Origin of the sequence: Pseudomonas sp. Irchel s3h14 (assembly GCF_900187425.1) — a bacterium.
Classification (GTDB): domain Bacteria; phylum Pseudomonadota; class Gammaproteobacteria; order Pseudomonadales; family Pseudomonadaceae; genus Aquipseudomonas.
Map to the genome: position 1 here is coordinate 131,988 of NZ_FYDJ01000003.1, position 18,902 is coordinate 150,889.

An 18,902-nucleotide genomic window follows, 5' to 3' on the forward strand; every position below is an offset into this window, starting at 1 on the left:
GAACAACTTGCAGTCAGAACAATAACCACAGAGATCGCAGTCGTGGAAAACATCAAACGTTTCAACAGCTTCGCTGAGTTCTACCCGTATTACCTCAGCGAACACAGCAACAGTATCTGCCGACGATTGCACTTTATCGGCACGACGCTGGTTATTTTCATTTTTGCCCTGACCATCGGCAAAGGCGCCTGGCTGCTGTTATGGGCCCTTCCGCTGGCAGGTTACAGCTTCGCCTGGGTCGGACATTTCTTCTTTGAGAAGAACCGTCCTGCGACCTTTCAACATCCGTTTTACAGCCTGCTCGGCGATTTCGTCATGTACCGAGACATGATTTTGGGTCGCGTGCCGTTCTAGGTGCAATGAACCACAGGAGGACAGCCGATGAATGCCAATGCCCGTTTCACCCACATGCAGGACGGCACGCAGGAAGACTGGGCGATCATCGCCGCAGACTTCAGTGCCTATGCGAGGCAATTGCCGACTCGGATTGTGGCGCACCTGAAATTACTGGAGGGCGATTTTGGCGGCTTCCCGGTGGATCGTCTGACCCATTCCCTGCAAACCGCCAGCCGTGCCTGGCGTGATGGCCGCGATGAAGAATACGTAGTCTGCGCGCTGCTTCACGACATCGGCGACACCTTGGGTTCCTACAACCACCCGGACATCGCTGCGGCAATCCTCAAGCCGTTCGTCAGCGCCGAGAACCTGTGGATGGTCGAGAAGCACGGGATTTTCCAGGGGTATTACTTCTTCCATCATCTAGGGATGGACCGGCATTTGCGCGAGCAATTCAGCGGGCATCCGCAGTATCAGGCGACCATTGAGTTTTGCGCCAAATATGACGCAGCGGCGTTTGATCCGGCGTATGACACGCTGCCGCTGAGCTTCTTTGAACCGATGATGGAACGGTTGTTTGCACAGCCGAAGTATTCAATTTACAAAGCGGCGATGGACGAACATTCGCCAGCCTGAAAACTGCTGAGGACTGCTGCGCAGTCCATTCGCGAGCAAGTCGAATCGTCGCACCGCCGCTCCCACAGTTGACCGCATTCTCAAGTTAGACAAAGTCCAATGTGGGAGCGGGCTTGCTCGCGAAGAGGCCTATCCAGACACCACATCTCTAGCGACTTAAGCGGGCTCTGCGATTTTGATGGCCTTCAACTCCGCCTCCCGCGCCTGGGCATCCGCCAATCGATACAACTCGATCGATCCGTCCCAATGCTCGATCAGCGCGGTGCATGACTCCACCCAATCCCCGCAATTGAGGTAATCCACCCCGCCGACCTTGCGAATCTCGGCATGGTGAATGTGCCCGCACACCACGCCGTGCAACTCGCGTTTGACGCATTCGTGAGCGATAGCTTCTTCGAAATCGCTGATGAAGCTGACCGCGGTTTTGACCTTGTGCTTGAGGTAGGCCGACAGCGACCAGTAACCGTAGCCATAACGGGCGCGCCAATGGTTGAGCCAGCGGTTGAGGGTCAGGGTGAATTCGTAGGCCGAGTCGCCGAGAAAGGCCAGCCAACGGTGATACCTCGTGATCACGTCAAACTGGTCGCCATGAATGACCAGCAGATGGCGACCATCGGCGGTCACGTGCACGGCTTCATCCACCAGTTGGATATTGCCCAGAATCAGCTTCGAATAGCGGCGCAGGAATTCGTCGTGGTTGCCGGTGACGTAAATCACCTCGGTGCCGCGCTTGCTCATGGTCAGCAAGCGGCGGATCACATTGGTGTGCGCCTGAGGCCAGTACATGCCGCCGCGCAGCTTCCAGCCATCGATGATGTCGCCGACCAGGTAGATCTTGTCCGCGTGGTAGCCCTTGAGAAACTGCGACAGGTGTTCGGCCTGGCAATCCCGGGTGCCCAGATGCACGTCGGAAATCCACAAGGTCCGCACACGTTGCTTACGACTGGGTTTGGCGAGCTCGGCGCTGGTCATGGGCAACCCTCTGCAAAAGTTTTTGCAACTTTGCGCCGGTCGGGTTAATTGCCCATGACAGTGGCGAGTCAGTCCCGTGACAGCGCCCCACGATTGCCCTCGGTGTAGACTGGCAGCCTTGCCCGGGAGACCTGCGATGAGACCGATCCTCACGCTACGCCAATACACGCATGACCTGATCGTCCATAGCCACGACCACGCGCAGCTGGTGTTCGGGCTGTCGGGTGCACTGGATTTCGAGGTCGACGGGCGTGGCAGCCAGGTGGTCCAGCAGAGTTTCGTGGTAGTGCCGTCCGGTTTCCATCACGCCTGCGGTAGCGCCAATGGCAGCCGTTGCCTGGTACTGGATGTGCCCAGCGACCAATGGGTTTCTCAGTCTCTGGGGGATCACGCCGATGCCAGCCGTCGTTTGCTCGACAACGCCGGTCGCCTGCTGCTGGATGCCGGGCAAAGCCAATTGGTCAGTTGGTTGGCGGGCAGTCAGGTCAACGATCCATTGATCGCGCAACAAGGCGCGGTGTTGTTGCTGGCCAGCCTCAACAACGCCAAACCCGAGATCGTCGGCGGTCGGCGCCTGCCTTATGCGGCGCTGAATGCGCATATCGATCAGTACGCAGCCTACCCACTTCAAGTTGCCGATCTGGCGCGCATCGCTGGTCTGTCCAGCGCTCGGCTGCATGCACGGTTCGTTGCTGAATGCGGGCAGACACCGATGGATTACATCCGCAGTCGACGTTTGCACATGGCCGTGGGTTTGTTGCGGGATTCGGCGCTGCCGATCGGCGAGATTGCCAGTCGGGTCGGTTACAGTTCGCAGAGCGCCTTCGCGGCCGCGGTGTTGCGGGAGTTCGGTGCCTCACCCGGCAAATTGCGGCGCGAGGTTGGCGACAAAAGGCAATAGTTTGCCGACAGACACAACTGGGGGTTTCACGGTTCAATGCAGGAGCTGCCGAAGGCTGCTCCTACATCTTTGTTCGCTTGTTGTTAAGGATTGCAATGACTCCCCGTACCGCCCTTGGCGCCCTGCATATCGGCGCACTGATGTTCGGCTTGACCGGAGTGTTCGGCAAACTTGCTGCGGCTTCCCCCGCCATTATCGTTTTTGGTCGTGCCGCGTTCGCCGTGCTGGCGTTAGCCGTTTTTGCGCGGTTCGCCAGCACTACTCGCTGGCAGAAACTCGAGGCTGTGGACTGGCGCCGACTGTTGCTCAGCGGCTTACTGCTGGCCGGACACTGGGTGAGTTTTTTCATTGCAGTGAAGGTCGCAGGCGTGGCAATCGCGACCCTGGGTTTCGCCAGCTTCCCGGCGTTTACCGTGATCCTTGAAGGGTTGATCTTCCGCGAGCGAATTCGCGCCAACGAAATCCTGCTGGTGGTGCTGGTCAGTGTCGGGCTGGTGCTGGTCACCCCTGATTTCGATCTGGCCAGCGGCGCCACAATGGGTCTGCTGTGGGCGGTGGGCTCAGGTTTGCTGTTCTCTCTGCTATCGCTGACCAACCGCGCCAGCTCTGGGCGAATCCCGGCGGTGCAGGCTGCGCTGTGTCAGAACGTGGTGGTCGCGTTGTGCCTGTTGCCGGTGGCGGCACCGCAGTTGAGCGAAGTGCGCGCCATCGACTGGCTGTGGATCGGTCTGCTCGGGGTGTTCTGCACCGGCGTCGCTCACAGTCTGTTTGTTGCCAGCCTGGCGGTGATCAAGGCGCGGACCGCGGCCGTGGTGTTCGCCATGGAGCCGATTTACGGCATCACCGTGGCCTGGCTGCTGTTTGATGAAAACCCGACACTGCGCATGCTGATCGGTGGCGCGCTGATCATCGTGGCGATCGTGGTTTCCAGCCGACTCTCGGGAGGCTCAAGCAAGAAGACCGTTGCGGCAGAAGCCGCCTCTCACTGAGTGCGGTCGTTGTGCCCCAGATCGCGGTCCGGATCAATTTGATCCCGGACCCGCTGCTTCAGCACTTTGGCCTCCGGGAAACCGCCATCAGCCTTGCGCTCCCAGACCTGCACATCGTCACAGAAAATGTGAAATACCCCACCGGTGCCGGGCACCAGCGACACTTTGCCCAGGTCGTCACCGAAGGTGCTGAGCAGTTCCTGGGCCAGCCAGGCAGCACGCAACAGCCACTGGCATTGCGTGCAATACGTGATGATGATTTCCGGTTTGCGTGCAGTCATGATCGGCGAAACTCCTGAGCCAGAGGGCGCCGCTATGATAGCCCGGCGAGCAGGTTCCGGGCTGTCTGCTTCAGCGGCTCGTTATCATCCTTGAGCAACTCGTTGAGCAGTTCGATGGCGCTGTCCATATCACCTTCATCGATGCAGGTCTGGGCTTGTTCCAGTTTGCCGGCGCTGCTCGGTTCGGCCGGTTCCAGATTCAGCGGTTCCAGCTCCAGCGACTGGCCGGGATCGCTGAACTCGTTGAGAAAAGTGTCATCCAGAGACTGGGAATCAGGCTCGGCAACCCATTCAAGTTCGGGTTCGTCCAGCGTCGAGTCGTCCGGCATTTCAAATACCTCGGGCAAGACGTGCAGGTTCGAGACAAACGGCGGCTCGACCGGCGCGGATTCGCTCGATGGCTTCGCGGCGGACGGCGAGTGCTCAAAAGGGCTGATCAGGTCCCAACTCGAATCCATCGACAGGTCATCGAGGTTCAACTGGAACTCATCGTTGGGTGCTGCTTCGGCAACCGCAGCCTTGGGCGGGATGATTGACGCTGCAACGGCCAACGGTGCCGCACTGCTCAATTTCGGGTGTCGAGCGCGAATATTCTGAAGTTCTTGCAGGTCATATCCGGCGTCACGCAGGTTGTTTTCCTGTGTCTCATAGGCGGGTACGTCGCCCTGTTTACCCAAGACCTCCAACAGCTGAACGGCCAGATCCGTGCGCTGCGGCTCCTTGATCAGTGCCTCTCGCAACAAACCGGCCGCTTCGGAAAAACGGCCATAGGCCAGATAGATACCCACTCCTTCAAGCACATCGCCTGCGGGCGACTCTTCACCCGATTCAGTTGCCGGTTGCAACTCGGAAGATTGGGCAACCGGCTCTGCAGGGCGATTGAGCGCCGGTTCATGCCGTGACGGCAAAACAGGTAAAGCATCGGGCAATGCCTGAACCTGTTGTCGTTGGCGCCGAACGAACAACCCCAGCAACACCAGAGCCACCACCGCCAGCAACCCGAGCATCTGCAGCCAATTAGTAGACTCAGGCTCTTCAACAACGGCCGGTGCTGGAGCCGCAACGACAGGTGCAACCGGCTCCACCGCTGCGGTCTTGATTTCCGCCAATTGGGTTTGCAGTTCAGTCACCTGCTTTTTCTGACCGGCGATCTGCTCCTCCTGGGCCTGAAGCTTCGCAGTCAATTCATCGATGGTTGCTTGCAGCTGCTGGTTTCGCAGCACGCTGGCGGCCAGTTGTTCGGCAACCGGATCACCCACGGGCGCTGCGGCAGGTTGATCGACGCGAGGAGCAGGAGGTTTTTTGCCCTTCGCCACAGGTGGCTTCGCAACGGCCGGCTCAACCGTCGGGAATCCGGAGGACTGAACGTCGGTCACTGGTTCGTCAGTGACGGGAACAATCCCTGGCGAACCCGGCGGATCAATCAGCACGGTGTACTCGCGCAGCACACGCCCGTTGGGCTGATTGAGCTGCACCAGGAAATTCAGGAAAGGTTCATTGACCGGTTTGCTGGAGCTCACCCGGATCAGGCTGCGGTTGCCTCGCAGGATCGGCGTGAATTTCAGATTATTGAGGAAGAACACCCGATCGATGCCGGCGCGGCTGAACTCCTCCGCTGTCGCCAGGCTGACCGAGAGCTCGCCCTCCTCCAGACCGGCGGCATCTTCCAGGGCGATGTCAGCGCGCAACGGCTGATTCAGCGCCGAATGCAGGGTGATATCACCCAAGCCCAACGCGGGCGCCAATGCCGAGTAAGTGACAGCACCACCGACCAGAAGCAGCCTGGCGCAACACCGTAAAACCATGTGCCAACTCTCGAGCATGAGCATCCCTTAGATAACCAGAACCATCTTGTACGCGTTCGCACATCCGGTACGAACACGATATTACCAAGTAGTTCTTTATAGTCTGCCCAACGGGGTCTCTCAAAAGTCCAGGGTACGTTTATGCCTCAAGACTTTTCCAGGTTGGCCAGAATGTGCCCGTGGACACGCATGCAGATCTTCAAATCCGCCTCATCGACGCCTTCGAACAACTCATGGCGCAGTTGGGTGGCAATGGTTTCAATTTGTTCGATCAAGGGAAGGGCCGGGGCACAGAGGACGATTTTCTTCGCCCGGCGGTCTTCCAGCACCGATTGACGTTGCACCAGTCCCTGGCTTTCGAGGCTGTCGAGCAGTCGGGCCAGGGTCGGCCCTTCAACGCCGACGCTTTGCGCCAGTTCGCGTTGGGTCGGGGCATCGTCGAAACGCGCCAGGTGCAGCAGCACCAGCCAGCGCGCCTGGGACAGACCCAGGCCAGCCAGACGGCGGTCCAGTTCGGCACGCCAGCCGCGCGACATCTGGGCCAGCTGCATGCCAAAGCGGTGTTGATCGGTTAACGGCATAAAACACTCATGATTAGACTGAAATAAAGAAAAACTAATTATTAGTCAGCTAAGCATGACCCTTGGCCAGAGGCAAGGCTTGCTCTGTACTGAATCGTTACATCTATGTGGCAGATCACCTAAATCTCGAATTCGGATTGCAGCGCCGCTCGAACACAATACAAAACGCCTTCCGGCACTCTCCCGGCAAACAGTGCAGTAATCTCCGACACGGGCGGCAATTCACCCTCGCCGTCGAGGAACGCATCCTGAATTTCGCCCATCAACTCTTCGGGCAGATCCAGCGCTTGCTCCAGCGACAACTGCTGCTTGCCAATCGCTTCGGCAAGCAGGGTGTAGACGTTCTTTTCCGAGCATTGCAGCTGACCGGCTATCTGCAACGGTGTCATGCCGGCGCGGGCCAGGGTGATCAGTTCGTGGCGCAGGTCGGCCACCACCTTCGGCGCCTCGACCTGCCCGCCGAGGACTTCGAGGAAGGCCTCGCCGTAACGCTCCAGCTTGCGCGCGCCAACGCCGCTGACCGTGGCCATTTCCGACAGCGAGGTCGGTTGGCTGCGGAGCATTTCCAGCAGCGTCGAGTCGGGGAAGATGACGTACGGCGGCACACCATGCTCTTCGGCGAGTTTTCGACGCAGGGCGCGCAAGGCTTCCCACTGTTCGCGCTCTTCGCCGCGAACCAGTTGGCTCGCCTGGCTCTTGCTGCTTTTGGCCGTGGTTTGCGGCTTGAGGTCGCGACGCAGCTCCAGGGTTACTTCGCCCTTGAGCAGCGGTCGACAGGTGTCGCTCAGGCGCAGGCCGCCGTAGCCTTCCAGGTCGATGTCCGCCAGGCCGCGGGCAACCAGCTGACGGAACAAGGAGCGCCATTCGCTCTCTCCCATCGCCTTGCCTACACCAAATACCGACAGATGTTGATGGCCGAAGTTGCGGACCTTTTCGTTGTCCTTGCCCAGCAATACATCGACCAAATGCCCGACACCGTAACGCTGGCCGGTGCGGTAGATCGCCGAAAGTGCCTGACGCGCCGGCTCCGTGGCATCCCAGGTCTGCACGCCATCGACGCAGTTGTCGCAATGGCCGCACGGCTCGGGCATGTCTTCGTCGAAGTAGGCCAGCAACGTCTGGCGACGGCAGCGGGTTTCTTCGCAGAGCGAGAGCATGGCGTCGAGCTTGTGCTGCTCCAGACGCTTGTGGCGTTCGTCGCCCTCGGAGTTCTGCAACATCTGCTTGAGCATCACCACGTCTTGCAGGCCGTAAGCCATCCAGGCGTCTGCCGGCAGACCGTCACGGCCGCCGCGACCGGTTTCCTGGTAGTAAGCCTCAAGGGATTTTGGCAAATCGAGGTGAGCGACAAAGCGCACGTTGGGCTTGTCGATGCCCATGCCGAACGCCACGGTGGCGACCATGATCAGGCCTTCCTCGTTGAGGAAACGCTTCTGGTGGTGAGCACGGGTATCGTTGGGCAGACCGGCGTGGTACGGCAGCGCCGGGAAGCCTTGTTCGCTGAGAAACACCGCCACTTCGTCGACTTTTTTGCGCGACAGGCAATAGACGATGCCGGCATCGCTACGCCGCTCGGCGAGGAACGCCAGCAACTGCTTGCGCGGCTGCTCTTTGGGCACGATGCGATAGAAGATGTTGGGGCGGTCGAAACTCGACAGGAAACGCTCGGCATCCTGAAGATGAAGGCGGTCGACGATTTCTTCCCGGGTACGCTTGTCGGCGGTCGCAGTCAGGGCGATACGCGGGACGTTGGGGAACAATTCCGCCAACTGGCCCAGTTGCAGGTATTCGCGGCGGAAGTCGTGGCCCCATTGGGACACGCAGTGGGCTTCGTCGATGGCGAACAGGGAAATTTCCAGACTTTGCAGGAACGCCAGCATCCGTGGCTGAACCAGACGCTCAGGCGCGAGATAAAGCATTTTCACTTCACCGCGCTTGATCCGTGCCGCCAGATCGCGCTGCTGCTCGGCGCTTAGCGTGGAGTTCAATGCCGCCGCCGCGACGCCCAGCTCCTCGAGGGTAGCGACCTGGTCGTCCATCAGGGCGATCAGCGGCGATACCACCACCGCCAGGCCTTCGCGCAACAGCGCCGGCACCTGGAAGCACAAGGACTTGCCGCCACCGGTAGGCATCAGCACCAGGGCGTCGCCGCCACTGGCCACGCGCTCAATGATTGCACCCTGACGGCCACGGAAACTGTCGTAGCCGAAGATGTCCTTGAGGACGCGTTGAGCCTGTTCGAGCATAGAAACTCCAAAAATCACAAAAACATCCCTGCAAGGCTGGTTCAGAACCACGAAGGCTGCACCGACTAATCGTAAGTGCGCATTGCATGACGCTTCACATTTCAGCCGCGACGCCGGCAGGGCATCACAAAACGCGCGAGTATACCCGAGCCCTCCTCTTCACAGGGTGCCGCTGATAAGACACACGAAGGTCAATGCACTGCAGACCTTGTGGGAGCGGGCTTGCTCGCGAAAGCGGCATGTCAGTCGACATTAATGCTGGCCGGCACACCGCTTTCGCGAGCAAGCCCGCTCCCACAGGGATTGCGGTGTTCCATACTCCTGCATGGGTCCAAATATGCTGCGCGGCTGGCCCAAGCGCTCAAGAAGGCCTAGAATTCCCGCATCTGTTTAATTCCCAAGGTAGCCCTTTAATGTCCTTCGCTGAGCAACTAACCCGCCTGCAAGTCTTCCTCGACGCCGACGAACTGCATGACGAGGCGCTGGACTACGTGGCCGCCCACGGCTACCTCACTGCGCTGTCGATCTGTTCCGAAACCGTTCCCGACCGTGAATGGATCGACGCCCTCTTCGCCGAAGAGCCGCATTACGCCGACGACACCGAGCGTGAAGCGATCGAATCCACCCTGTTGGCCCTCAAGGCTCACATCGCACGCCAACTGGCGTCCGATGAAGAGTTCGAGTTGCCTTGTGACCTGGACCTGGGCGAAGAGCCGGATGACTCCGACCTGCGCGGCTGGTGCATCGGTTTCATGGAAGGCGTGTTCCTGCGCGAAGCGGCCTGGTTCGAAACCGCCGAAGACGAAGTCAGCGAAATGCTTCTGCCGATCATGGTCGGTTCGGGTCTGTTCGACGAACAGCCTGAGTTCGAAGACATCGCCAAAGACGCCAACCTGATGGACGACATGATCGTACAGATCCCGGAAGCGCTGACTGCGCTGTACCTGCTGTGCCAGGCGCCAGACGAAAAACCGGCGATCCTCAAGCCTCGTCACCACTAAGGTTTTGCCTATGGACAACCCCATAGGCAACCGCTCCCTGATGTTGCGTTACGTGCTGCTGACCATTGGCTGGCTGAGCGTAACGCTGGGGGTGATCGGGATTTTCCTGCCGGTGTTGCCCACCACGCCCTTCCTGCTGCTGGCGGCCGCCTGCTTCGCCCGCAGTTCGCCGCGTTTCTATCATTGGCTGGTTGAACATCCGCGGCTTGGGCCGTGGGTTCGCGATTACCTGAGCGGCAACGGCATCCCGCTCAAAGGCAAGGTCTACGCCATCGGCCTGATGTGGGCGAGCATCCTGCTTTCCTGCTACCTGGTGCCCCTGCCGTGGGCGCGGGGGTTCATGCTGACCAGCGCCGTTCTGGTGAGCGTCTACATCCTCAAACAGAAAACCCTGCAAAAGCCCTGAATTCACCACGCTCCCTGTAGCAGCTGCCGAAGGCTGCGTTCGGCGGCGAAGCCGTCGCTAGTCCATCCGCTGCGGTCTATCAGGTAAACCGCGTGTGCAGGGTTTACGACTGCTTCGCAGCCGAACGCAGCCTTCGGCAGCTGCTACAAGTCCGCGTACCAACCGACGATTTGTCCTGCCTCGCTGAAAACACCGCCTAGACTTCAGGCATCTGCACCCGAGCGGCCAGACATGTCCCGCAGTCTGCGTAGTCCAGGATGGTCAACGCTCCGACTTCGGCTCGGCGGATGGCTGTTGCTGATCACTTTTCTGTTGGCCGGGCTGAGCAGTGTCTGGGCCAACTGGAGTTTTACGCAGATTCTGCAAACCGCCGAGCAACGCTACGGCACCCTCGGCCCGGGACGGGGAAGGATCGAGGCCTGGAGTCAAATGCTCAGTAGCGAAGTCAACGCGCCCGAGCGCGAGCAACTGAACGCGGTCAATCGCTTCTTCAATCAGCAACTGAGCTTTCTGGACGACACCCGCATCTGGCATCAGACCGATTACTGGGCCACGCCCGTCGAATCCCTGATCAAGGGTGCCGCTGACTGCGAGGACTACGCCCTGGCGAAATATTTCAGCCTGCGCTACCTGGGAATTCCCAGCGAAAAACTGCGCATCACCTACGTGAAAGCCCTGACCCAGAACCAGGCGCACATGGTGCTGACTTTCTACAACAGCCCCACGGCCGATCCGCTGGTGCTGGACAACTTGATCGGCGAGGTCCGCCCCGCCTCCCAACGCAAAGACTTGCTGCCGGTGTACGCCTTCAACGCAGAAGGCCTGTACTTGCCGGGAGCCAATGGCGGCAAACGCAGCAGCGACTCGAAAAAACTGTCGCGCTGGCAGGACGTACTAAAAAAGATGCAGGCCGAAGGGTTCGCCGTGGGCGACGGCTAGCCACCTGAGCAAGGAGCGATTTATGTCACTGCGTAAACAGTTGTTTCTCGCCATTTGCCTGTTCTTGCTGGTGGCGTTCAGCGGCAATTTTTTTGTCAGTCTGGAAAGCTCTCGCGACCAGATGCTCGGCCAGTTGCGCTCCCACGCCCAGGACGCCGCCACCGCGTTGGGTTTGTCGTTGACGGCGCAAATCGATGACCCGGCGATGATCGAATTAATGGTCAGCTCGATTTTCGACAGCGGTTATTTCAGCAGTATTCGAATCATCAACATTGAGGATGCGCAGGTGCTGGTCGAGCGCAGTGCGCCGGGGCAAATCGACGGCGTTCCCGCCTGGTTTGTGAACCTGGTCAACCTGCACCCACCCGGTGGCGAAGCGCTGATCATGCGCGGCTGGGTCCAGGCGGCACGGGTCGAAGTGTTGAGCAATCCGCAGTTCGCCCTGGCCAAACTCTGGGACAGCACCCTCGGCAGCCTGATCTGGTTGCTGGTGTGCGGCCTGCTCAGCGCCGTGTTTGGTGGCTGGTTGCTGCGCCGGCAATTTCGTCCACTCGACACCATGGTCAAACAGGCCGAAGCCATCAGCAAACGCGAGTTCCTCAGCCTGCCGAAACTGCCGCGCACACCGGAGTTGAAACGCGTGGTATTGGCCATGAACCAGATGGTCGAGAAGCTCAAGGCGCTATTCGCCGAAGAGGTCGCGCGCAGTGAAAAGCTGCGGGTCGAGTCCTATCAGGACAGCCTTACAGGCCTGGCCAATCGACGCTTGCTGGATGAAGAGTTGGCCGACGAGCTGCTGGTCTCCGAGCAGAGCAGCGACGGCCATTTGCTGATGCTGCGAATCAACGATCTGGTCGGTCTCAACCAACGTTTGGGCGGCCAGCGCACCGATGCGCTGATCAGCGCCGTCGGTGAATTGCTCAAACGCCTGACCCAGCCACCGGAACGTCGCACCTGGCTAGCCGCGCGTAATCGCGGCGGTGAATTCAGCCTGCTGACGCCAGGCCTGGACAGCACCGACGCCGCACGCCTGGCCAGCGAAATCAGCGCCACCCTGGAAAACCTGCGCCTGACCGGCGCCAGCGACGCCATGCCGGTGGCGCATTTGGGGATCGCCCCTTACCACCCCGGTGAGCCGGCCGGTGACGTGCTGACGCGACTGGATCAGGCGTTGACCGAAGCCCGGCAACATCCCGAGCGCCCATGGGTTCACTTGGCCGATTCCATCACCGCGCCGACCCCGTCCCAAAACGACTGGCAAACCTGGATCGACGACGCCCTGAACCTAAGCAAGATGCAACTGTATTTCCAGCCGGTGGTGCAATGCGCCGACACCAGCCAGGTGCTGCATCACAAAGTCCTCGCGCGCCTGCTCGACCCACAGGGCGAGGCTATTGCCGCCGGGCATTTCCTGCCGTGGATCGAGCGACTCGGCTGGTCGGCGCGGTTTGACCTGGCCATGCTCGAAGCCACCCTCGACTACCTCATCGTCAATCGTTGGCCCCTGGCGTTAAGCCTGTCCGGCAGCACCCTGCGCGATCCAGCGCAGTTGCAACACATCCTCGACATGCTCGAATCGCTGCCGGAACTCGCGCCCCTGCTGATTCTGGAAATCGACGAACGCCAACTGCCACCTCAGGAAGAACTGCAACGCCTGAGCCACAGCCTGCTCAACACCGGTTACCGCATCGGTCTGCAGCATTTCGGCGGCAGCTTCGGCCAGATCGGCAACCTGACTCAACTGGGCCTGGCTTACTTGAAAATCGATGGTGCTTACATCCGTCACATTGATGAGCAGAGTGATAAAAAGCTGTTCATCGAGGCTATTTTTCGGGCAACGAACAGCATTGATTTGCCGTTGATTGCGGAGATGGTGGAGACCAAAGGGGAGTTGGAGGTGATCAGGGAGTTGGGATTGTTTGGGGTGATGGGACGTTTGATTGGGCCGCCGGAGCCTATGTAATTGGCTCGACCGTTCGTCTTAAACGTGGGTGTACCTGTCATATATGACAGTAGGCAGAGGCTGGAGCACGTTATCTAATCCGACCGTATCGGTGCCGCCCCTTCGGGAAGCCGGGCACCTCTTATGGAAGGTACACATTCATGAACAGCCCAATGACAAACGCCGGCCCTGCCTCCATTCAACAAATCGTTGTATTCCCGCCCGATCGCGGCATCGGTGTGCTGGCCGTCGCCCCGCCCTACCCGGTTGGTTTCAAACCGCAAAGCGACGGTGCCTTGGGGATCAACATCAACATGGTGCACGGCGATCGTGACGGATTGCTGGTTTACATCCTGGCCTATCTGAATATGGCCATCGGCGACAACATCAAGGTTTACATCGAAACAAAAAACGCTCCTGTCGCTGAATTTTCGGTCACCGACGCGCATTTCGATGCTGAAGGTAAAGCGAAAAACATTCCCTTCTATATTTCAACCAAAGACATGGAAGCCAGGTTTCTGCCTCTGCAGCCAGAGAATAAGGCCTTCTGGTTCGAGGTTCTGCGCGTGAGCGGTAACGGCACCGAAGAATCGTCGTCGCCTGTTCCGATGTTCTACAAATACCCGGCGCCGGGCGAAGCGGATACCGACGGCGGCAAGCCGTTCAACCAAGGCCTGAAGCTGCCAATCGCCTCGGAAAGCGTCGTCGATCAAACAGTGATCAATGACGGTATGTCCGTGACCGTGATGAAGTACTTCAATCAGTCTATCGGTGACGTGGTGGTGCTTGCCTTTGGATCGCTGCTCCTTGAGTTCACGGTCACTGAGTTGGGTGACATTGCCTTTTACCTGACACCGGAAATGCTCGCCACCCTGGCACCCACCAACAGCCTGGTGGTGCGCTGGGAAGTGTTCGACGTGGTGGAAAATTCCAGCGGCTGGTCGGATGCGCTCACCCTCACGTTCAAGCCCGGCATGGTGTTGCTGGCCGCACCGATTTTTGAACAGGCCGATCCGGACAATGTGGTGAATCACGATGGGCTCGCGGGCGGTGCCATGGTGATCCTGGTCACCGGGGTATTTGCAAAAAATGATCTGATTGAATTAACCCTGGAAGGGCTCACCCGAGGTGGCGACCCCGCCACCCACACCTTCAGCGTGACGCTGGCTGCAGCGAGCAGAACCGTGGACTTTCCGGTGTTGAACGAGTGGGTACGCAACCTGATTGGAGGTTCGGCGCGAGCCACCTACACATTGACCAAAGCAGGCAAGACCCAGCGCTCGAAACCTGCCGATGCTACCTTCTCTGGCACGTCCCAGCCATTGGGCTTACCGATTGTCGAACCGCTGGTAGACAACAAACTGCCCGTCGACACCGCCATGGCCACGGTGCGGGTCGCCGATTACTGGCCCTTGAAAAAAGGAGCGAACGTCAAACTCAAATGGCAAACCACCGATCAGGGCGGGATTAAGGCGCGGTTCATTTTCCAACAGATCGTCGTCGACCCAACACAACCTGTCATCTTCCAGGTGCCTGCCAAATACATCGACGCCTACGCCAGCACCCCTTTGGCCGTGCAATGCACGGTGACTAACCCGGGAGAGGTGGAGGTGTTTTCGCAACTGCTGCAATTGATGTTTGGCGATGCGGCGCAAATTGTATTGGAGCCGCCGTTTCCGGTACCGCCAGCCACCCACCTGATTGACCCGCTGGGTGATCTCCCGACAGTGCGGGTCGAATTCCTGGGGGCGATTGCAAACGACAGGGCGAGGCTGGTGGAAATGAAGGCGCCGGTCGGCTCCGAACCTTTTCCGCTTATTCCTCTGAACCAGAACAAACGCGCCAACTTTCCGCTGAGCCGGGCGTTTATTGTCGCCCGCCAAGATCAGTCGTTTGCAGTGTTCTGGAACTTGAATCGTGGTGGAAAGAAAGTCGCGTCATCGGAATCATTGGCGTTGACGGTCAAACCAATTGCCGCCGAGGACCCACGGTTTCCGACGCCCGAGATCGAGGGTGCCTCCACGGTTCTGGACATAACCACCTTGTCGCCCACCGCACTGCTTGTCGTGACCGAATGGTTGGGCCAGGTCAGTGAGCAACCGGTGTGGTTGCGCTATGAGGGGGTCACCAATGCCGGGCCGGCTATCCCCTATAACGACCGCGCAGGTGAACCACACAATCAGGGGCCAGGTCTGAAGCGTCTGGTGCCGTTGGAATGGTTGAAAGCACTCAAGGATGGAAGTGAGCTGAAAATCAGCTTTTGGGTGAACCTGAACAGGAAGGCGAATTTTGCGACTGCGGTACTCTTTCCAGTGCGCAAATATACGATCAGGTCATTTGTAGTGAAGACGCCCATCATCAACGTCCTGAACGACCGTCAAGGTGTCCCGGTACTTTCAGGTGAAAGAACGACGGATAGCGTCTTGACAGTGACGGGGTCAGGTAGCATCAAACAAGAAATTGAAATTTTAAACAATGGCGCTCCAATTGCTACAGTAGATACCGACGATAATGGTCAATGGGAACGTTCGGTTACGCTACCGTTAGGCACTTGTAATCTCACGGCCAGAGGAAACTATGGAGATAAACCGGTCTCCACCCCTCCCTATACCGTTATTGTAGGAACCAAGGTTTTCGGTGAAAACTTTCAAAGTGCACCTTTGCATAGAATTAGCCGAGGCCAATCTTTCGACCTTCAAAGTATGAGAGTGACCTTGGTTAATGGTAATGACTACTGCGGGATATTTGATACATCTGCCACTAGAACTCTCGGATTGTGCCATGATGTTGGGTCGGGCTATCAGTTGGTTCGCTTAAAGTTTTGGAGTAATTGTTCGAGCGTTTCATTTCGACTGATATATGTTCACCATCCAATGACCATTGTCTACCTCGACGGTTTTGGCAATCCAGTTTCACAACTAACATACGGCCCCGTAGATTTCGGTAATTTTAGTTTTTCAGCCCCTCCTGGTCGTCATATTCGATCTATGGAGTGTCATGCGTACGATTACTTGTTTATGGATGATTTTTCCTTCGGTGCCTTATAAATATCTGAAAAAGAGGACTGATCCTGTACTTACCGGCCCAAGTTGTTTGGCCGAGTTACATCGACCTGAAAAATCGCGTGAAACTCAGGTTTTTGAGTGTGTTTCATAACTTGAGCCACGCACGGTCAGTCCCCTCTCCCTCTGGGAGAGGGTTAGGGTGAGGGATGGATTCCGAACTGAACGACGAACCCACAAACAACAAAAAACCCGCCATCCCTTTCTACGGGGATGGCGGGTTTTGTCATTTCAGATCACACCGTATCCACCTTCAACGAATGGTCATTAAGCATCCCGTTGATGATGGTTGCCGTGTCCGCGCCACCGGCAATGACGCCGCCCGCGCCCGGTGTGACGCCGTAGTGGGTCGCGAGATTGACGCCCGCAAGGTCGATGGTCTGGTTCGGCGCGGCGCCAGCCATGGCGCTGACGTCAATACTGGTGACCAATGAATCGCCGCTGCCGGTGACTTTGAATTGCAGGTAGTCATCCAGCGACGCCGCCGTGCTGTTTTCCCCTTGCAGCAGTTGCGACAGGTCGAGTTTGTCGATGCCCGGCGTGAAGTCAGTGACCACGTCGTGGCCGCTGTTGCCCTTGAGCCACTGGAAGGTGTCGGCGCCGCTGCCGCCGGTGAGGGTGTTGTTGCCCAGGCCGCCGATGAGGAAGTCGTCGCCGTCCCCACCGTTGAGCATGTCGTTACCCAGGCCGCCGTTGATGATGTTGCTGTTGTTGTCGCCCGTCAGGGAATCGTTGAAGTTGGAACCGGTGAGGTTTTCGATCGCCGTCAGGGTGTCGGTGCCGGCGCCGACGGTGTTCTGCGCCCCGAGCACGCCCAGATTGACCGTGACCCCTGCCGTAGCGTGGGCATAGCTCGCAGTGTCGACGCCGGTGCCGCCGTCGAGCAGGTCGTTGCCCGCACCGCTGTACAGCAAGTCATTGCCAGCGCCGCCGTGCATTTCGTTGTTGCCGGAACCGGCGGTGAGCACGTCGTTACCGTCACCGGCATTGATCACGTTGTTACCGGCGCCCGCCACCAGTACATCATCCCCCGCCGTGCCGGTGAGGGTGTGGCCGTCCTGATAGGTGATGGTCACGGCGGCGTTGTCGCTGCCGCCGTGGCTGTCGCTGGCGGTGTAGGTGCCGTGGGCATCTGGCGTGATGTGGGCTCCGGCGTAGTTGACGGTCATGGTCAGCTCGTAGTTTTCCGCCCCCTGCCCGCTGTTGCCCGGACCACCGTTGTCGATGTTGGTGATGTGGATCTGGTAGGTGCTGTCCGACGTTGCGGTGAGGGTTTGCCCGTCCGCGAGGGCGATCCATGCGCCGCCGTTGATTGAGTACTCCATGGCGACATGACCGGCCGCCAGATTGTGATCCAGGTTAAGGGTTTCACCCTGTTTGAGGTCGACGGTGATGCGGTCGTCATCGTGGGTGGTGCTGCTAACCGGTCCCAGCGCCCCGCTGACGACCAACACCGCCGTCATGGCTGCGGTGTTGGCGACGAATGCACTGCGGGCGAGGGTCACCGCCTGCGCGTTACCGACGGTGAAGCTGACGTTTTGCTGGGTGCCGGTGAAGTCCGCGCCTTTGGCAATCCAACCGGTGCTGATGGTGGTCGGCGACGCGGTCAGCGGATCGCCATTCGGATCGGTGTCGTTGGCCAGCAACAATTCGCCTGGCACCACGACACTGCCCGACAGCACGTTGGTGATGATGTGGTCATCGACCGCCACCGGTGGCGCGTTCGGGATGACTGGGTCCGTCAACGTCGAACTATTGTTCACGTCGATGGTGATGGTGGTGGTGCTTTGGTCGCCGTCGGCATCGCGCACGGTGTAGGTGAACGTGTCGGTCGCGCCGGGGCCGCTCACGGCGTTCGGGTTGCTGTGGTAGACGGCGTTGCCATTGGCGTCCAGCGTCAGGTAACCGTAGGTGCCATTGATCTGAGTGTTGAGGCCGCCAACGGCCGAGGTCGAGGTGTCTGAACCGGCCCGCACACCGACCACTGCGCCCCCTGCAGCGAGGCCATCGGCACCGCCGACGTCGTTCCACAGCACGTTGCCGCTGACGATGTCGCCCTCTGCGACCGCGGCCGAGTCGGGGGTAGCGGTCGGCTGATCATCGACGATGTTGACCACGATGGTGCTGGTGGTGCTGTTGCCCAGGGCATCGGTGGCTTTGTAGGTGAAGCTTTCGCTCAGGGTGTTCGGCCCGTCGTTGGCGTTCGGCGCGGTGCTGGCCGGCGAGGTCAGGGTGTAGGTGTAGGTGCCATTGGGGTTGAGCAGGATTTGCCCGTAGGCGCCGGTGGCGCTTCCGACCAGGGTGTAGGTGATTGCGCCGGCCGCGCCGCTGACCGAACCGACCAGCGTGCCACTGGCGGTTTCGCCGGTGCCCGGCTGGCTGCCGGTGACGGTGCCGGGCGCCAGATCCTGGTCATCCTGGTTCAGGTCGAGGGCTTTTTCGTAGACGGTCACGTCGCTGTCACTGACCGCGCTGATGCAGCTGTTGTGCACGTCGATGGTGATGGTGGTGGTGCTTTGGTCGCCGTCGGCATCGCGCACGGTGTAGGTGAACGTGTCGGTCGCGCCAGGGCCGCTCACGGCGTTCGGGTTGCTGTGGTAGACGGCGTTGCCATTGGCATCCAGCGTCAGGTAACCGTAGGTGCCATTGATCTGGCTGTTGAGGCCGTCAACGGCTGAGGTCGAGGTGTCTGAACCGGCCCGCACACCGACCACTGCGCCCCCTGCGGCGAGGCCATCGGCACCGCCGACGTCGTTCCACAGCACGTTGCCGCTGACGATGCCGCCCTCTGCGACCGCGGCCGCG

At 59.3% G+C, this 18,902-nt stretch carries 15 protein-coding genes; 9 read left to right on the forward strand and 6 right to left on the reverse strand.

The window, feature by feature from the left end; genetic code table 11:
• Window positions 1-42 precede the first annotated feature (42 nt).
• Complete coding sequence (locus CKW16_RS07255; protein WP_095127817.1) at window positions 43-354, forward strand: DUF962 domain-containing protein; 312 nt, start codon at window positions 43-45, stop codon at window positions 352-354.
• Window positions 355-381: 27 nt separating this feature from the next.
• Window positions 382-972 (forward strand): HD domain-containing protein, encoded by a 591-nt coding sequence (locus CKW16_RS07260; RefSeq protein ID WP_095127818.1) that lies wholly within the window; start codon window positions 382-384, stop codon window positions 970-972.
• A gap of 156 nt (window positions 973-1,128) precedes the next feature.
• On the opposite strand, the gene CKW16_RS07265 is transcribed toward CKW16_RS07260, so the two are convergent.
• Window positions 1,129-1,944: a UDP-2,3-diacylglucosamine diphosphatase gene (locus tag CKW16_RS07265; RefSeq protein ID WP_008156147.1), complete on the reverse strand. Its 816-nt coding sequence runs from the start codon at window positions 1,942-1,944 to the stop codon at window positions 1,129-1,131.
• Between the two features lie 136 nt (window positions 1,945-2,080).
• On the opposite strand from CKW16_RS07265, the gene CKW16_RS07270 reads away from it, so the two are divergent.
• Window positions 2,081-2,845: an AraC family transcriptional regulator gene (locus CKW16_RS07270; RefSeq protein WP_095127819.1), complete on the forward strand. Its 765-nt coding sequence runs from the start codon at window positions 2,081-2,083 to the stop codon at window positions 2,843-2,845.
• A 95-nt stretch (window positions 2,846-2,940) separates the two neighbouring features.
• Complete coding sequence (locus CKW16_RS07275) at window positions 2,941-3,834, forward strand: DMT family transporter (RefSeq protein ID WP_095127820.1); 894 nt, start codon at window positions 2,941-2,943, stop codon at window positions 3,832-3,834.
• Here CKW16_RS07275 and CKW16_RS07280 read toward each other — a convergent pair.
• From CKW16_RS07280 to recQ, 4 genes are all read right to left on the reverse strand, one after another.
• Entirely contained in the window at window positions 3,828-4,115 is a 288-nt protein-coding gene (locus CKW16_RS07280) for a SelT/SelW/SelH family protein (RefSeq protein WP_095127822.1), read from the reverse strand. The genes CKW16_RS07275 and CKW16_RS07280 overlap by 7 nt on opposite strands.
• Window positions 4,116-4,147: 32 nt before the next feature.
• Window positions 4,148-5,938, reverse strand: coding sequence for a FimV/HubP family polar landmark protein (locus CKW16_RS07285; protein ID WP_095128132.1), 1,791 nt, complete (start codon window positions 5,936-5,938; stop codon window positions 4,148-4,150).
• Window positions 5,939-6,066: 128 nt separating this feature from the next.
• Window positions 6,067-6,501, reverse strand: coding sequence for a MarR family transcriptional regulator (locus CKW16_RS07290; protein ID WP_095127823.1), 435 nt, complete (start codon window positions 6,499-6,501; stop codon window positions 6,067-6,069).
• Between the two features lie 119 nt (window positions 6,502-6,620).
• Window positions 6,621-8,747 carry a DNA helicase RecQ gene (gene recQ / locus CKW16_RS07295; RefSeq protein WP_095127824.1) on the reverse strand — a complete coding sequence of 709 codons (2,127 nt, stop codon included), beginning with the start codon at window positions 8,745-8,747 and terminating at the stop codon, window positions 6,621-6,623.
• Between the two features lie 413 nt (window positions 8,748-9,160).
• Here recQ and CKW16_RS07300 point away from each other — a divergent pair, with 413 nt between their 5' ends.
• From CKW16_RS07300 to CKW16_RS07320, 5 genes are all read left to right on the forward strand, one after another.
• Window positions 9,161-9,748: a YecA family protein gene (locus CKW16_RS07300; RefSeq protein ID WP_008156162.1), complete on the forward strand. Its 588-nt coding sequence runs from the start codon at window positions 9,161-9,163 to the stop codon at window positions 9,746-9,748.
• A 10-nt stretch (window positions 9,749-9,758) separates the two neighbouring features.
• Window positions 9,759-10,154 carry a YbaN family protein gene (locus CKW16_RS07305; RefSeq protein WP_095127826.1) on the forward strand — a complete coding sequence of 132 codons (396 nt, stop codon included), beginning with the start codon at window positions 9,759-9,761 and terminating at the stop codon, window positions 10,152-10,154.
• 231 nt (window positions 10,155-10,385) lie between these two features.
• A complete protein-coding gene (gene lapG, locus CKW16_RS07310) occupies window positions 10,386-11,093 on the forward strand; it encodes a cysteine protease LapG (RefSeq protein ID WP_095127828.1) in 708 nt (235 codons plus the stop codon).
• 22 nt (window positions 11,094-11,115) lie between these two features.
• The gene (gene lapD / locus CKW16_RS07315) at window positions 11,116-13,056 is read left to right on the forward strand and encodes a cyclic di-GMP receptor LapD (RefSeq protein WP_095127829.1); all 1,941 of its coding nucleotides are present in this window, start codon (window positions 11,116-11,118) and stop codon (window positions 13,054-13,056) included.
• A 140-nt stretch (window positions 13,057-13,196) separates the two neighbouring features.
• Entirely contained in the window at window positions 13,197-16,082 is a 2,886-nt protein-coding gene (locus tag CKW16_RS07320) for a hypothetical protein (RefSeq protein ID WP_141232716.1), read from the forward strand.
• Window positions 16,083-16,333: 251 nt separating this feature from the next.
• Here the strand turns inward: CKW16_RS07320 and CKW16_RS32460 are convergent.
• On the reverse strand, window positions 16,334-18,902 hold a 2,569-nt coding region (locus CKW16_RS32460), incomplete at its 5' end, for an S-layer family protein (RefSeq protein ID WP_256580455.1).

Bases quoted from the DNA above. Each gene is read 5' to 3' on its own strand.
- lapD (WP_095127829.1), top strand. From the start codon at position 11,116: ATGTCACTGCGTAAACAGTTGTTTCTCGCCATTTGCCTGTTCTTGCTG.
- CKW16_RS07305 (WP_095127826.1), top strand. From the start codon at position 9,759: ATGGACAACCCCATAGGCAACCGCTCCCTGATGTTGCGTTACGTGCTG.
- CKW16_RS07265 (WP_008156147.1), bottom strand. From the start codon at position 1,944: ATGACCAGCGCCGAGCTCGCCAAACCCAGTCGTAAGCAACGTGTGCGG.
- CKW16_RS07275 (WP_095127820.1), top strand. From the start codon at position 2,941: ATGACTCCCCGTACCGCCCTTGGCGCCCTGCATATCGGCGCACTGATG.
- CKW16_RS07285 (WP_095128132.1), bottom strand. From the start codon at position 5,938: ATGCTCGAGAGTTGGCACATGGTTTTACGGTGTTGCGCCAGGCTGCTT.
- lapG (WP_095127828.1), top strand. From the start codon at position 10,386: ATGTCCCGCAGTCTGCGTAGTCCAGGATGGTCAACGCTCCGACTTCGG.
- CKW16_RS07320 (WP_141232716.1), top strand. From the start codon at position 13,197: ATGAACAGCCCAATGACAAACGCCGGCCCTGCCTCCATTCAACAAATC.
- CKW16_RS07290 (WP_095127823.1), bottom strand. From the start codon at position 6,501: ATGCCGTTAACCGATCAACACCGCTTTGGCATGCAGCTGGCCCAGATG.
- CKW16_RS07260 (WP_095127818.1), top strand. From the start codon at position 382: ATGAATGCCAATGCCCGTTTCACCCACATGCAGGACGGCACGCAGGAA.
- CKW16_RS07300 (WP_008156162.1), top strand. From the start codon at position 9,161: ATGTCCTTCGCTGAGCAACTAACCCGCCTGCAAGTCTTCCTCGACGCC.
- recQ (WP_095127824.1), bottom strand. From the start codon at position 8,747: ATGCTCGAACAGGCTCAACGCGTCCTCAAGGACATCTTCGGCTACGAC.
- CKW16_RS07280 (WP_095127822.1), bottom strand. From the start codon at position 4,115: ATGACTGCACGCAAACCGGAAATCATCATCACGTATTGCACGCAATGC.
- CKW16_RS07270 (WP_095127819.1), top strand. From the start codon at position 2,081: ATGAGACCGATCCTCACGCTACGCCAATACACGCATGACCTGATCGTC.